At 59.8% G+C, this 14,511-nt stretch carries 13 protein-coding genes; 6 read left to right on the top strand and 7 right to left on the bottom strand.

The window, feature by feature from the left end:
* Positions 1 to 99 precede the first annotated feature (99 nt).
* Positions 100 to 639, top strand: coding sequence for a peptide deformylase (def, locus tag EKH79_RS08155; protein WP_126673306.1), 540 nt, complete (start codon positions 100 to 102; stop codon positions 637 to 639).
* 46 nt (positions 640 to 685) lie between these two features.
* On the opposite strand, the gene EKH79_RS08150 is transcribed toward def, so the two are convergent.
* The gene (locus EKH79_RS08150; protein WP_126673305.1) at positions 686 to 1,516 is read right to left on the bottom strand and encodes an undecaprenyl-diphosphate phosphatase; all 831 of its coding nucleotides are present in this window, start codon (positions 1,514 to 1,516) and stop codon (positions 686 to 688) included.
* 105 nt (positions 1,517 to 1,621) lie between these two features.
* Here EKH79_RS08150 and EKH79_RS08145 point away from each other — a divergent pair, with 105 nt between their 5' ends.
* Positions 1,622 to 2,800, top strand: a complete 1,179-nt coding sequence (locus tag EKH79_RS08145; protein WP_126673304.1) for an acyltransferase family protein — start codon at positions 1,622 to 1,624, stop codon at positions 2,798 to 2,800.
* A gap of 52 nt (positions 2,801 to 2,852) precedes the next feature.
* Here the strand turns inward: EKH79_RS08145 and EKH79_RS08140 are convergent, their stop codons facing one another.
* From EKH79_RS08140 to ettA, 3 genes are all read right to left on the bottom strand, one after another.
* Positions 2,853 to 4,847 carry a S1 family peptidase gene (locus EKH79_RS08140; RefSeq protein ID WP_233590244.1) on the bottom strand — a complete coding sequence of 665 codons (1,995 nt, stop codon included), beginning with the start codon at positions 4,845 to 4,847 and terminating at the stop codon, positions 2,853 to 2,855.
* Positions 4,848 to 5,025: 178 nt separating this feature from the next.
* Positions 5,026 to 5,838, bottom strand: a complete 813-nt coding sequence (pyrF, locus tag EKH79_RS08135; protein ID WP_126673302.1) for an orotidine-5'-phosphate decarboxylase — start codon at positions 5,836 to 5,838, stop codon at positions 5,026 to 5,028.
* A gap of 171 nt (positions 5,839 to 6,009) precedes the next feature.
* The gene (ettA, locus tag EKH79_RS08130; protein ID WP_126673301.1) at positions 6,010 to 7,671 is read right to left on the bottom strand and encodes an energy-dependent translational throttle protein EttA; all 1,662 of its coding nucleotides are present in this window, start codon (positions 7,669 to 7,671) and stop codon (positions 6,010 to 6,012) included.
* 234 nt (positions 7,672 to 7,905) lie between these two features.
* Between ettA and EKH79_RS08125 the strand changes: the two genes are divergently transcribed.
* Complete coding sequence (locus EKH79_RS08125) at positions 7,906 to 8,808, top strand: DUF817 domain-containing protein (protein WP_199754205.1); 903 nt, start codon at positions 7,906 to 7,908, stop codon at positions 8,806 to 8,808.
* 84 nt (positions 8,809 to 8,892) lie between these two features.
* Here EKH79_RS08125 and EKH79_RS08120 read toward each other — a convergent pair whose 3' ends face one another.
* Together EKH79_RS08120 and EKH79_RS08115 are read right to left on the bottom strand one after the other, a co-directional pair.
* Positions 8,893 to 9,513 carry a TetR/AcrR family transcriptional regulator gene (locus EKH79_RS08120; protein ID WP_126673299.1) on the bottom strand — a complete coding sequence of 207 codons (621 nt, stop codon included), beginning with the start codon at positions 9,511 to 9,513 and terminating at the stop codon, positions 8,893 to 8,895.
* Between the two features lie 12 nt (positions 9,514 to 9,525).
* On the bottom strand, positions 9,526 to 10,602 hold the full coding sequence (locus tag EKH79_RS08115) for an alpha/beta hydrolase family protein (RefSeq protein WP_126673298.1): 1,077 nt from the start codon (positions 10,600 to 10,602) through the stop codon (positions 9,526 to 9,528).
* Positions 10,603 to 10,756: 154 nt separating this feature from the next.
* Here EKH79_RS08115 and glyA point away from each other — a divergent pair, with 154 nt between their 5' ends.
* Genes glyA through nrdR form a run of 3 tightly spaced genes read left to right on the top strand, consistent with a single transcriptional unit; the run spans position 10,757 to position 13,271 of the window.
* A complete protein-coding gene (gene glyA / locus EKH79_RS08110; RefSeq protein WP_126673297.1) occupies positions 10,757 to 12,010 on the top strand; it encodes a serine hydroxymethyltransferase in 1,254 nt (417 codons plus the stop codon).
* Positions 12,011 to 12,017: 7 nt separating this feature from the next.
* Positions 12,018 to 12,731, top strand: a complete 714-nt coding sequence (locus EKH79_RS08105) for a CTP synthase C-terminal region-related (seleno)protein (RefSeq protein ID WP_126673296.1) — start codon at positions 12,018 to 12,020, stop codon at positions 12,729 to 12,731.
* Between the two features lie 3 nt (positions 12,732 to 12,734).
* Positions 12,735 to 13,271, top strand: coding sequence for a transcriptional regulator NrdR (gene nrdR / locus EKH79_RS08100; protein ID WP_126673295.1), 537 nt, complete (start codon positions 12,735 to 12,737; stop codon positions 13,269 to 13,271).
* Between the two features lie 230 nt (positions 13,272 to 13,501).
* Here nrdR and cysK read toward each other — a convergent pair whose 3' ends face one another.
* Positions 13,502 to 14,458, bottom strand: a complete 957-nt coding sequence (cysK, locus tag EKH79_RS08095; RefSeq protein ID WP_126673294.1) for a cysteine synthase A — start codon at positions 14,456 to 14,458, stop codon at positions 13,502 to 13,504.
* Positions 14,459 to 14,511 lie beyond the last annotated feature (53 nt).

Genomic DNA, 14,511 nt, shown 5'->3' with positions numbered 1-14,511 from the left:
AACGCCCATTCTTCGTATACTGACAGGACGACGTGGCAGGCTTGCTTTCACGCCGTGTCGTCCACAGTAAGAGTGCTAAGCATCGTTCGTGAGGTTGGCATGATTCGCGAAATTCTGAAGATGGGCGATCCGCGCTTGCTGCGTGTCGCACCGCCTGTACCGAAGGACATGATCGGCAGCGCGCAACTCGACGAGCTGATTGCCGATATGTTCGAAACCATGCACGACGCTGGCGGCGTGGGTTTGGCGGCGCCGCAGATCGGCGTGGATCTGCAGTTGGTTATTTTCGGCTTCAACAGTTCCGAGCGTTATCCCGACGCGCCGCCTGTGCCTCAAACGATTCTGCTCAATCCGGTGATTACGCCGCTATCGCAGGATATGGAAGAGGGCTGGGAAGGTTGTCTCTCCGTGCCCGGTTTGCGTGGTGCGGTCAATCGCTATTCGCTTATCCGCTATCAGGGTGTCGATCCAAAAGGTCAGCCGATCGATCGGACAGCGGAAGGTTTCCATGCGCGTGTCGTGCAGCACGAATGCGACCACCTGATTGGACGGCTGTATCCCTCGCGCATTACCGATTTCACCAAGTTCGGTTTTACCGAAGTGCTTTTTCCGGGGATGGATCCGTCAGCGGACGAATAGTGCGTCATGCATTCACGGCCAGAGAGACCGGCCGTGAATGGTCACTTCAAACCGGTTGCGGATGCAGCAGGAACCAGCCGAGACAAAACGCACCAGCGATCACGCAGTAGGTACCGAAGGTCGCAAGGCGTCCACGACCTTCGAAATAGCGCATCAAAAAGCGCACGCTCAACCATGCGGCAATCGCGGTCAGCACGCCGCCGATTAACGCATCGGCCAGCTGCTGCGATGCGTGGAAGAGTTTGGGGACTTCAAGCAATCCCGCCGCAAGAATGATGGGCGTGCCCAGCAGAAAGGAAAATTCCGCAGCCTTTTCCTTGTCGAGCCCCGTCGCGGAACCCGCAATCATGGTCAGCCCGCTGCGTGAGAAGCCCGGAATCAATGCACCGATCTGCGCGAGACCAATCAGGAGCGCCTGACGATACGTGAGTTTTTCCGGCGGCTTGTGCGCACGCGTGCGCTGCAGGCGATCGCCCAACCACAACAGCACACCGTTGGCGATCAGCGCCGCGGCAACAATGCGGAGGTCCTTGAACACCAGCTCCAGCCGCTTTTCCAGCACGATGCCGACCAGACCAGCTGGAATCGTGCCGATGATCAACGCCCACATCATGTGGCCGTCATCGTTCGGACGTCCGCTCAATGACGCGACAAAACCGCGCACAAGCGCCACCCAGCGTTGACGGAAATATCCCAGCAGCGCGAAAGCCGTACCCAGATGCAGGGCAACGAGGAAAGGGATGAGCTGCGGCGCATGCTTGTCGATATGCATGCCGAACAACGCCGGAACGAGCAAGGTGTGGCCCAGGCTCGAGACCGGAAAGAGTTCCGTAACGCCTTGCAGCACGCTGAGAAAAACGAGAAACCACAAACTCACGCGGGATTCCTTCTGGGATCGGTTTGCCCAATTATGTCAGCGCCCATCGCTTGCGTGGCGGGGAAAGTGCGGTCAAATATGGCGATTTCGGGGCAAGGGAGACTTATGGGGCAGGTTTTGGAACAGACGGCAGCGCCTCAGCGCAACCCTGGCATCGATCTGCTGCGCGGCCTGTCCATCCTGCTGGTGGTGCTCCATCACATCGGTCTTCGTATTCCGCTGCATCGCGGCGTCCTGGCGGCTTACGTGCCGATTCCGATCCTCAATGCCCTCAACTACAACGGTTACGAATCGGTTTTCGTTTTCTTCGTCATTTCCGGGTTTCTCATTACAGGCAATACGCTGCAACGCTGGGGCGGTCTTGATCGCATCGATGCAGGTGCCTTTTACGTGAGGCGTTTTGCGCGCATCGCGCCGTGCCTGTTGGTGTTGCTGATCGTGCTCAGCGTGTTGCATCTATGCGGTGTCGACGATTATGTGATCCACCGAGCAGGCCAGACGCTGCCACGCGCATTGCTCGCCGCACTGGGACTGCATCTGAATTGGTATGAGGGGCACTACGGTTATCTCCCTGGCAATTGGGATGTGCTCTGGTCGTTGTCGATAGAAGAAGTCTTCTATCTCGGGTTCCCTATGGCGTGCCTGCTAATCCGTCGTACGTGGGCGCTGGTGGTGTTGCTGATTGCGTTTGCGCTGTCTCTGCCGTGGGCGCATGCCGCCCTGGCAGGTAACGAGATATGGCAAGAGAAAGCCTATTTGCCGGGCATGGCTGCTATCGCCACGGGTGTGCTTGGTGCGCTGATCGCGGCGCGATGGCCATCGCGTCGTATCGAAATCATTCGCGCTTTGATCGCCTTCGGCAGTCTTGGCCTCGTGGCGATTTACGTGATCGAAGACAGATTGTGGCCGCTATTGCACGACGGCTGCATGCTGCTGCTGACGACATCGGTGATGTGCGCACTGATTGGCTTGCAGTGGCGACAAGCGGCAGGCGAATGGCATCCCTGGCGCGCGCTGAATGGGCTGCGTTCGTTCGGTCGCCTGAGCTACGAAATCTATCTAAGCCACATGTTTGTGGTGATGGCCGTCGTACGCCTGTTTCACCTGACAGGTGCCGATATGACGTGGGGTATTCTTTGGTATCTGCCAGCCGTGCCGCTGTGCTGGTTGCTGGGCGCGGCAGTGGCTCGCTGGATTTCCGTGCCGTGCGAACGGTGGCTGCGTGCGCGCTTGTCGGGCAAGACGTTGAAGTCGTCGCAAGCCGTTTCCGTGCAACGTGCCTGAGCAGATGGTTCGCCATTCCGCGCGATGCGAAATGACGAACCAAGTCAATCTATCAAGGCGATTTGATCTTGAACTGTTTCATCAGTTCATCCAGTTTGGCTTTCATATCGCTGGGCTGATGCGTGCCTTGCGTGCCGTAGAAAACGGTATAGAGCTCGGTGGGCGTCGCGTTTGAGCCCGGATCGACGACGGCAGCGATATCCATTTCGTCGCCGTCGTTGTAAGCGACGCCATCGTACGGATGCTGCTTGTGCAGCAGCTTGCCCCACGCCGCCTTGAAGCTGTCATCGAGGTCCGGGCTGGGCGCGACGTGACGCCTTACGTTGATGCGATCCGGGTCAGTGACATTGATACGGACCTGCACATCGCTGGTCTCCAGATCGATTTTGCCGTTATGGGTGTAATAGCTGAAGCCCATGCCAAGCACGTTGTCGGTGGCGACTTCCTGCAGCGAAGAGGGATAGTTGAATGCGATGCGGCCGGAGCTGTAGCTGAAGCGCTTGCCGTAATCGAAGTCGATGTGCGTGTCTTTCAATGGGCCCGACAACAATGAGCTGTCGGAAAGAAAATCTTTCCACTGCGCCAGCGTGCCGCCGAAATCGACATTGAAGAAATCGGTCAGCGCTTTCATGTCGATCATGCTGTCATGCGTGACCGCCGCAGGGTTCATGCGTAGCATGATCGCGTAACCGTCCGGCACGGGAAGGGCAAACATCACTACCTGGATGTTGGCAAAGGGTTCGTCCCACACGTAAACGCGCCATTCGCGCTGCCAGCCGTCGGTGTACTTCGTATCCGACTTGGGTTTGCCCATCGACGTGATCTTGATGCGTTCCGGTCCCACGGGGCGAATGAAGAATCCCGTCTTCAACACCATGTCCATCACTTGCTTGGGATCGTTGTAGAACGTGGACGCCTTCAAATCGTCCGGCCGACGCAGATGCATCAGCATATTTTGGCCGACCAGGCCGCTCGCAACGTAACCGCTGCCGCTTAGCGGTACGCGACCGAATTCACGCCCCTCGTAATTCCATTGGCCGCTGTTGCTGAGCACGATCAGCGACGGGAAGTAACTCAGATCCGGGGAGCTGTAGAGAATCTCGTTGGAACCCGCGCCGTGCGGAAACAGGTTGTCGCCCTGCGACTGCAACAACGCTTTTAGCATGTCGTCGCTATTGCTGTCGGAAAGTTTCAGATACGCCGATTCGAAATCCGCGTAGCTCTTGGGCAAGGAGAATTGCCCCTTGAAAGAGCTGTTCTGATGATTGCTCAGCACATCGAGCTGATAGGACATGCGCTTGTCGATAACCGCTGCGCTATTTGAGGCGTTCAGCACTTCACCGATCGGCAGTGCATAGTTGAGGTTTTCGTTGGCCGACTTCATCAGCACCACGCCGATGACGCGCCCTTGTTCATCCAGTAGCGGGCCGCCGCTGTTTCCAGGCGATGCCGCTGCCGAGAAACGCATCCACTTCCAGCGGCCGTTTTCATCCTCGGGGGTGTCGGAGGTATACAAACCATCGCGGATCACGACGCCCGTGCCCAGCGCATTGCCCACGGCATATACCACGCTGTTCAATGCCGGCTTCGTGTTGACGTCCAGCGCGGCGTTGTTCGGTTGTTCTTTCAGCGAGAACATCACAAAGTCTTGCTGCAGCGAAAACTTCTCGATCTTGTCGATGGCATACACATGGCCGCTGGCATCGCGCAGCGCGGGCGCACCGGTCAGGTCGCCCACGGCGACCATCAACACATGGCCGGCGGTGACGTAGCGGTTGTTGCCGATGGAGAACGCCGTGCCGATCGAAAAATATTTGTCCGTGCGTTCCTGATAAGGCATCAGATCGAGCGGCAACGGTTTTTCGTAGGTGAGCGGATCGTCGACAGCTCGGGGAATTACCACCTCGAATGTCGCCGCGTCGATCTTCGACGCGAGTTGCGGATCCGGGCTCGCCGCGTGCGCGCGGCCCGACAGGCCCATGACAACCGTTATCAGCAACAACGTCAGCGAAAGCTGGTGAAGAAAGGCAGCTGTTCTTGTGACCACGTGTCGAGCCATCCCATTCAATGCCTGCATACGTTCCCTTCGTATGATTGCCTGACCGGCAAAAAAAGCCGGATCCCGCTACCGATACTGACATAGCCGTGCAGCGGGCGGGAGGGCCATCGGATGGCTTTGCCGCACCCGAAATAGGCGCCGGAACTTACGGGGTAAATCGAATGGTTTAGCGATACCGGTTGATGGTGTCGCGCAAGTCCTGGGTGGCTTTGCGGGCCGCAGTGGCGAAGTCCACGTTGTGGCCGGCGTAAAGAATGGCGCGCGAGGAGCTGATCATCAGGCCGGTGCCCGCTGCGGTGCGACCGTTACGCACCACCGCCTCCACATCGCCGCCCTGGGCACCAATGCCCGGTACCAGCAAAGGCACGTCACCCACGATGGCACGCACTTCGGCCAGCTGTTCCGGCCAGGTCGCTCCCGTCACGAGTGCGCAGTTGCCGTGCGTGTTCCAGTCCTTGGCGATGATCTTCGCCACGTGCTGGTACAGCGGCTTGCCGCCGACGTCGAGGTCCTGCAGGTCCGCCGCGCCGGGATTGGACGTATGGCAAAGCAGAATGACGCCCTTGTCGGCACGATTCAGGAAGGGCTGGACGGAATCGCGGCCTAGATAGGGGTTGAGCGTGACGGCATCGGCGCCATAACGATCGAACGCTTCGGTGACGTAATGCTGCGCGGTACTGCCGATGTCACCCCGTTTGGCGTCAAGGATGACCGGCACGCCGGGATGTTCGGCGTGGATATGCGCAATCAGGCGCTCCAGCGTTTCTTCAGCGCGAAGCGCGGCGAAGTGAGCAATCTGCGGTTTGAATGCGCAGACCAGATCGGCCGTTGCGTTAACGATGTCGCGGCAGAATTCGAAGACGACATCGGGATGGTTTTTGAGATGCGCTGGAAATTTCGACGGTTCGGGGTCGAGGCCGACGCAAACCAGTGAGTTGTTGCGGGTCCATGCGGCCTGCAGGGATTGCATGAAGTGCATCGTCGTCTCTCCTTGCCGATTCCTCATTCCCTCTCCCCTTCGGGGAGAGGGTTAGGGTGAGGGGACACGCTTGCGGTGAAGGTCAATTGGAGCGCGGTCTTATTGAAGTAAGGCGGTAGATTGGCCCCTCACCCCAGCCCTCTCCCCGGAGGGGAGAGGGAGTAAAGCGCGTCACGCCAGTTTCTTGTACTTCACACGATGCGGCTTCGATGCTTCGTCGCCCAGACGACGCTTCTTGTCCGCTTCGTATTCGTTGTAGTTGCCGGGGAAGAACTCGACATGCGAGTCGCCTTCGAACGCCAGGATGTGCGTGGCGATACGGTCGAGGAACCAGCGATCATGCGAGATCACCATCGCGCAGCCGGGGAATTCCAGCAGCGCGTCTTCGAGCGCGCGCAGCGTTTCCACGTCAAGGTCGTTCGACGGTTCGTCGAGCAGCAGCACGTTGCCGCCCTGCAGCAGCGTCTTGGCCAAGTGCAGACGACCGCGCTCACCACCAGAGAGATTGCCGACGATCTTCTGCTGATCGACACCCTTGAAGTTGAAGCGGCCAATGTATGCGCGCGACTGAATCTCGAAGTTGCCGATGGTGAGGATGTCCGCACCGCCCGACACTTCCTGCCACACGTTCTTCTTCGGATCGAGTGCGCCGCGCGACTGATCGACATAGGCGAGCTTCACGGTATGACCGATCTTCACTTCGCCGCTGTCCGGTGTCTCGACACCGGTGATCAGCTTCATCAGCGTGGACTTACCCGCGCCGTTCGGGCCGATCACGCCGACGATGGCACCCGGCGGCACCTTGAACGACAGATCGTCGATCAACATGCGATCGCCGAACGACTTGCTGACGTTCTTGAACTCGATCACTTCCTGGCCCAGGCGCTCGCCCGGCGGAATGAAGATTTCATTGGTTTCGTTGCGGCGCTGGTAATCGACCGCGTTCAATTCCTCGAAGCGGTTCAAACGCGCCTTGCCCTTGGACTGACGGCCCTTGGCGGCGGAGCGCACCCACTCCAATTCTTTTTCGATCGCCTTCTGGCGCGATTTTTCCTGCTGCGCTTCCTGCTTCAGGCGCGCATCTTTCTGTTCCAGCCATTCGGTGTAGTTGCCCTTCCACGGAATGCCGCGGCCGCGGTCGAGTTCGAGAATCCACTCGGCGGCGTTGTCGAGGAAGTAGCGATCATGGGTGACGGCCACTACGGTGCCGGGATAGTCCTGCAGGAAGTGCTCCAGCCATTCCACCGACTCGGCGTCCAAGTGGTTGGTCGGTTCGTCGAGCAGCAGCATGTCGGGCTTGGATAGCAGCAGGCGGCAGAGCGCGACGCGGCGCTTTTCACCACCAGAGAGCGGCCCGACCTGCACGTCCCACGGCGGCAGGCGCAGCGCATCGGCGGCCACTTCGAGCTGGCGCTCCAGGGCGTGTGCATCGTTTACGGCGAGCAGGCTTTCCAGTTCCTGCTGCTCAGCGGCGAGCTTGTCGAAATTGGCGCCTTCCTCAGCGTAGGCGGCGTAGACCTCTTCGAGGCGCTTCTGCGCATCGAGGATTACCGAGACGCCTTCCTCGACCACTTCGCGCACGGTCTTTTCCGGATCCAGCTGCGGTTCCTGCGCCAGATAGCCGACCTTGATGCCGGGCTGGGGACGGGCTTCGCCCTGAAAATCGGTATCCACGCCGGCCATGATGCGCAGCACGGTCGATTTACCCGCGCCGTTCAGGCCGAGCAGGCCGATCTTGGCGCCGGGGAAGAAGCTCAGCGAAATGTCCTTGATGATCTGACGCTTCGGGGGAACGATCTTGCTGACCCCGTTCATGGTGTAGATGTATTGCATGCTGGCTCCGAAGGCGTGCGCGTCGCTGGCCCGGGAAGAGAGGCAACGCGCGGGGCGTGGGTATCAAACCCGGCATTATAGCGGCTCCATCCCAACTCCCGGTGACGGGGACCTGCATCGGAACGCGCTTTTTGCCGCCCGGATGCGAGCGGATGGCCACGGCAGCGGCACTTTTTGCGCCAGATACGGACACTTCGGACCGCGATGCTCCCTTTGATGCCGAGGGAGTCGTCGATGGACGGAGCTGTCACCGCGAAAAGCCGTCGTGGCCCGCAGGGAGTCATCCGGCGATGGGACGCACGAATCGGGCGATGGGCGCGCTCGCGCGGCCGCGTGGCCATCGCCCTTCACGAGCTGGTTTGCTTCGGCGTGAAGCAGGCATCGGCATGCTTGTTCGGCGCGTGCATGATCAGTTTGCTCTGGCTGACCTGGGCGTTTTATCCGCGCGATGCGTGGTTGCCGCGCTACGACTTTCTCACGCTGGCTGCGTTGACCATCCAGTGCGTGTTGATCGCAACGCGCCTGGAAAGTCGCGACGAAGCGAAAGTCATCCTGATGTTCCATCTCGTCGGCACGGTAATGGAGGTGTTCAAGACATCCGTGGGTTCATGGGTTTATCCCGAAGCGTCGTTTTTGCGTCTCGGCGGCGTGCCGCTGTTCTCCGGTTTCATGTATGCGTCGATTGGCAGCTACATCGCGCGGGCATGGCGTTTGTTCGATTTTCGCTTTACGCATCATCCGTCGTTCGCGGCCACTGTTTGGCTGGCGATGGCCATTTACGTGAATTTCTTTACGCATCACTTTTTTCCTGATGCACGATGGTTGCTATTCGTTGCGGTTGCCGTGCTGTTCGGACGCACGTGGGTTTATTTTCGAATCCGGCGCGTGCATCGGCGCATGCCGCTGTTGCTTGGCTTTGTGCTGGTGGCGACGTTCATCTGGTTTGCGGAGAACATCGGCACGTTTACCGCGGCGTGGCGTTATCCGGCGCAGCGTCATGCATGGAGCATGGTGCCGTTATCGAAACTGGGGGCGTGGTTGCTGCTGATGATCATCAGCTATGTGATGGTGAGCGCCATCGCCATGCATCGCACGACTCCCTCCCCTGCGCGCAGGGGAGGGTTGGGGAGGGGTTAAAACACTCTTGCGTTGAGGCGAGTGTGAGTGACCCCCTCCCAACCTCCCCCTGCAAGCAGGGGGAGGGGAAAAGAAACCTGAGGCTTAGGGTCCAGGCTTGTTTTTGAGACGCGCCGGACGCGACATCTCCATCAGCGCCACAAAGGTGCGCGCATGCAACGCCGCCGCATCGAAACCTTCCGGCAACATCCCGGCGATTTCCAGCATTACCGCACCGTGCAATGCGGCCCACACCTGATGACCGAGAATCGGCGCATCCGCTTCGATGATGCCTTCGTCGATCATCACTTGCGTGTCGGCGGCGATGCATCGCCACATACGCGCGTGCGCTTCGCGATACGCTGGGTCGTCGCGATTGGCTTCGGGATATTCGAACATCAATCGATAGGTCGCCGTGTCGCGACGCGCGAAATCGATGTAGGCATCGCGCACATTGCGGCTGCGCGTTCGGCCATCACCCGGCGTATTCAGTGCGTTTTCCAACGCTTCTGCCATGTGATTCAAGCCGCGCGTACGCACGGCGGTGATGATTTCTTCCTTGTTGTCGTAGTAGCGATACGGCGTCATCGTGCCGCATCCGAGTTCGCTGGCCAGACGGCGCATGGTGATCGCCGCCGGGCCTTCTTCGACGAACAGTTTTGCCGCGGCGCTGCAGATGCGTGCGCGAAAGGCTTCAGTCTCGCTGTCGCTAAGTGCTTTGGGCACGTGGATCTCGAATCATTGGGTTTGAACGTCAAGCGTCTTGCGGAAGAAGGCTAGTGCATCGGCCTGAATCTGCTGATGCACTTTCACGCGGTCGACGCCCGGCGGATCGCTGCAGATTTCTTTCGCATCTTTGGCGAGTTCGGGCGAGCACGGATCGAGAAATACCCAGTGATCGGCGAGCGGCACCATTTTCACAGCCACAAGCGTTTTCATTAGCGGACGGATATGTTCGGCATTTGCGCTGGGTCTGAGCACATGATCGTTCTGGCCGTAGTAGAGGAAAACGGGGCGATCGATTTTCTCGATGCCCGCGTCGTCGAAAACAAGACTTAGCGGTGCCATGACGAACGCCGCTTTCACGCGCGGATCGGCGGTATCACCCCAGTGCGTGAGTTGGCTTTGCACGCCATCCATCATCTGTTCGAGGGTCTGCCCATGACTTTGCGCTTCCGCAGTGAGCTTGTTGGCCTCGCCGCAAACGTCCTTGTCGTTGGGATAGCGATGGCAGAAGTCGATGAAGCGCCGGAATTGCGGAACCGCGCCGACGATCATCAAGCTGGTGTATCCGCCCGCCGAAAAACCGGCGACGCCAATGCGATTTGTATCGATCAACATCTTCCAGTGTGGATCATTGAGCAACATGGTGATGGTTGCTTTGACCTGAATCGGCCGGCCAACCAGAACGGGCGCGTAGCCCACGCCGCTCACGTCGTGAAAGTTGTCCTTGGGATGTTCGAGCGTGGCGACGATGAAACCGTGGCTGGCCAAATAGGTCGCCAGTTCGTGGTGACCGAGATCCGAGCCGCCATTGCCGTGCGAGATCACCACGAGCGGTTTTGCACCGGGAATCGCCGGTGCATCAACCGTGGCGGCGACATGGTAGGGCCCTATCGCGGTCTCGTCCGGCGCATGGCTGGTCGGATAGAACACCAAGCCCGGCATCGTGCCGCCGTTGACCGGATCGTTGATGGTGATGTGATGAAACCCCACGCCGGTGACGGTCTGCGCGAGCAGCATCGCCGGGGCGAATAAAAGCGTCAGGGCAAGCCAACGCCAGGCGTGGGCGAGCCGGGAACGGGCGAACGTCATGCGGATACTCCCTTTGCGTGCCATTGCGTACGTTGTACGGTACAATGTACGCGATAGGCACCACAAGTCCCGCCGGTGGCCGCAAACACCCCCGACCATTACACTTTCAAGACTCAACCCCGCCGTTCCCACCTTCATTCCCCACGAGGCTCGAATGTTCCCGAAGACCGACACGATCGCCGGCTATGACGCTGAACTGGCCAAGGCCATTGCCGACGAAGCCCGCCGCCAGGAGGACCATGTCGAACTGATCGCTTCGGAGAATTACGCCAGTCCGCGCGTGCTCGAAGCCCAGGGTTCGGTGCTGACCAACAAGTACGCCGAAGGCTATCCGGGCAAGCGCTACTACGGCGGTTGCGAATACGTGGACGTGGCCGAACGCCTCGCCATCGAGCGCCTGAAGCAACTGTTCGGCGCCACTTACGCCAACGTGCAGCCGCACTCCGGTTCGCAGGCCAATCAGGCGGTGTATTTCGCGCTGCTCAATCCGGGCGACACGATTCTCGGTATGAGCCTGGCGCACGGCGGTCACCTTACGCATGGCGCGAAGGTGAACATCTCCGGCAAGCTGCTCAACGCTGTGCAGTACGGCGTGAACGAGCAGGGCCTGGTGGATTATGACGAAGTCGAACGCCTCGCCGTCGAGCACAAGCCGAAGATGATCGTCGCCGGTTTCAGCGCTTATTCGCAGGTGATGGACTGGGCGCGCTTCCGCGCTATCGCCGACAAGGTCGGTGCGTATCTGTTCGTCGATATGGCGCACGTTGCGGGTCTTATCGCCGCGGGCGTGTATCCCAATCCGGTGCCGCATGCGCATGTGGTGACGTCGACCACGCACAAGACGCTGCGCGGTCCGCGCGGTGGTTTCGTCATTGCGAAAGATGCTGGCGAAGAGATTGAGAAGAAGCTGCAATCCATCGTTTTTCCGGGCATTCAGGGCGGTCCGCTGATGCACGTGATTGCCGCCAAGGCGGTCGCGTTCAAGGAAGCGCTGGAGCCGTCATTCAAGGATTACCAGCAGCAAGTGGTGAAGAACGCCAAGGCGATGGCCAAGACGCTGATCGAGCGCGGCTACAAGGTCGTTTCCGGCGGCACGGAAAACCATCTGATGCTGATCGACCTGATCGGCCGCGAAGCCACCGGCAAAGATGCAGAAGCCGCGCTCGGCAAGGCGCATATCACCGTCAACAAGAATGCCGTACCGAACGATCCGCGCTCGCCGTTCGTCACCTCCGGTTTGCGCGTCGGTACGCCGGCCGTGACCACGCGTGGTTACAAGGAAGCCGACGTGGTCGAACTCACGCACTGGATTTGCGATGTGCTGGATGCGCCCGGCGATGAGAACGTGATCAAGGCGGTGCGTGAAAAAGTCGCCGCGCAGTGCCGCAAATTCCCGGTCTATGGCTGAGATGACCATGCAAGTGCTGCGAGTCGGCTTGATCGGTGATCGCGACGATAATGTCGTCGCTCACCGGGCGATTCCGCAGGCGCTTGCATTGGCTTCCGATGCCACCGGCGTTCCTGTCGAGTGGGAATGGGTGGGCACCGACACCATCGGTGACGGGAAAACACTGCACGCTTTCGACGCTTTGTGGTGCGTGCCGGCCAGCCCGTATCGCGACATGGAAGGCGCACTCACCGCCATTCGCTACGCGCGCGAAGCCGGCGTGCCTTTTCTGGGTACCTGCGGCGGTTTTCAGCACGCAGTCGTGGAGTATGCACGGAATGCCTTGGGTTGGTCGGATGCCGAACACGCCGAGACCGCGCCCGACGCCGCGCGGCCCGTCATCATTCCGCTGAGTTGCGGCCTGGTTGAAGTGCGCGATAACGTGCAACTCAAGCCCGGTTCGCGTATTGCGGAGATTTACGGTAAAACGCGTATCGAAGAGGGTTACCACTGCAATTACGGTTTGGGCAGCGGTTTCCGCGAAGCGATTGCCGATCACCCGCTGCATGTTGTTGCTGTCGACGATCAGGACGATGTACGTGCATTGGAGCTGGAGAATCATCCTTACTTCATAGTCACGCTGTTCCAGCATGAACGCGCCGCCTTGCGGGGCATCTGCCCGCCACTGGTCAAGGCATTCGTGCAGGCCGCAGATGACCTACGAATTGGGAGGGCCGCTTAACCCATGCATTGCCCCTTCTGTCAGCACGAAGACACGCGCGTGATCGATTCACGCCTTGCCGAAGACGGCGCCACCGTGCGCCGTCGGCGCGAATGTCCGCAATGCAGCGAGCGCTTCAATACGTTCGAAACGGCCGAGCTGAAACTTCCGGCGATTGTGAAGAGCGGCGAGCGGCGCGAGAACTTCGACGAGCGCAAGCTGCGTGTCAGCTTCGAACGTGCGCTGCAGAAACGGCCTGTAGCGAGCCATGACGTCGATGCCGCCGTGCGCGCGGTCATTGACGATCTGCGCCGCAGCGGCGAGCGCGAAGTGACGTCGCGTCATGTTGGCGAACTGGTCATGCGTGAGTTGAAGAAGCTTGACCAGGTGGCTTACGTTCGCTTCGCATCGGTCTATCGCAAATTCGAAGACGTGCATGCGTTCCGCGAGGAAATCGAGAAGCTTGAGCGTGATCTGCCGGGGCTGGAAAGTTTGCAGCTTTCGTTGCTGGGCGGCGAGGCTGCTGCCGCGGCGGCGGTCAAGCGTTCGCGTAAAAGTTGATTTGCCCCCGGCCGCTTCCGTTTGAAGCGGTCGAAGCAACCACGCGCAAAGACCACATCTATACCGTCATTCCGGCGAAGGCCGGAATCCAGTGTCGACAAACTTCGAGCGTGCTGAAGCCTATCAAGCGGTGAGGTCACTGGATTCCGGCCTTCGCCGGAATGACGAGCTAAAGCGAGATTGCGATGCTGAGGGTTATTCCCAGCGTCTTTATTCGAGCAGAAGGGTCTTCACCCAAGGCTTTCAAGCCACGCATCATCCGAACCTTCCTCAACACCTTCGAACAGGAAGGTCGAGATATAGCGTTCGCCCGTATCCGGCAGCATTGCGAGAATCACGCTGTCTGGTTCGGCCGTCTCGGCAAACTTCAGCGCCGCAGTCACCGTCGCGCCGGCGGAAATGCCGACAAAAATGCCTTCTTCCTTAGCAAGTCGCCGCGCCATGTCGCGCGCCTGCACTTCATCGACGGGCAGGTCGATGTCAAACACGCCGCGATTGAGCACGTCGGGAACAAAGTCCGGTGTCCAGCCCTGGATCTTGTGAGGCTGCCAAGGCTTGTCCTGCAACAGCGACGCGCCGGCAGGTTCGGATACCACGATCTTCACTTCCGGCCGCGCGAGCTTCAGCATCTCGCCGACACCGGTAAGCGTGCCGCCAGTCCCCCAGCCGGTGACGAATGCATCCAGTCGGCGCCCGGCGAAATCGCGCAGGATCTCCGCAGCCGTCGTGCTGCGGTGATAGGCCGGATTGGCGGGATTCTGAAATTGGCGTGCCAGGAACCAGCCGTGCTTTTTCGCCAGCTCTTCCGCGCGCCGTACCATGCCGCTGCCGCGTTCCGCGGCCGGCGTGAGAATCACCTTGGCGCCATAGGCGCGCATCAGCTTGCGCCGCTCCACCGAAAACGTCTCGGTCATCACCGCGACGAAATGATAGCCGCGCGCCGCACACACCATGGCTAGCGCAACACCCGTGTTGCCGGACGTGGCTTCGATCACCGTATCGCCGGGCTTGAGCAAGCCCTTCTTTTCCGCATCGAGAATGATCGCGATGGCAAGGCGATCCTTTACCGACCCACCGGGGTTGAACGATTCGACCTTCGCATACATCGTGACGTGCTTGGGAGCGATGCGATGAAGGCGCACGATGGGCGTGCTGCCGATGGTGTCCAGGATGCTGTTGTGGATCATGGTCGGTCCTCGCCTAGGGTCGCGAAACGCAGAGCGTACTCCGCAGCTCCTCA

Origin of the sequence: Dyella dinghuensis (assembly GCF_003977615.1) — a bacterium.
GTDB lineage: Bacteria > Pseudomonadota > Gammaproteobacteria > Xanthomonadales > Rhodanobacteraceae > Dyella_B > Dyella_B dinghuensis.
This window is presented reverse-complemented; position numbering and strand designations above follow the sequence as displayed.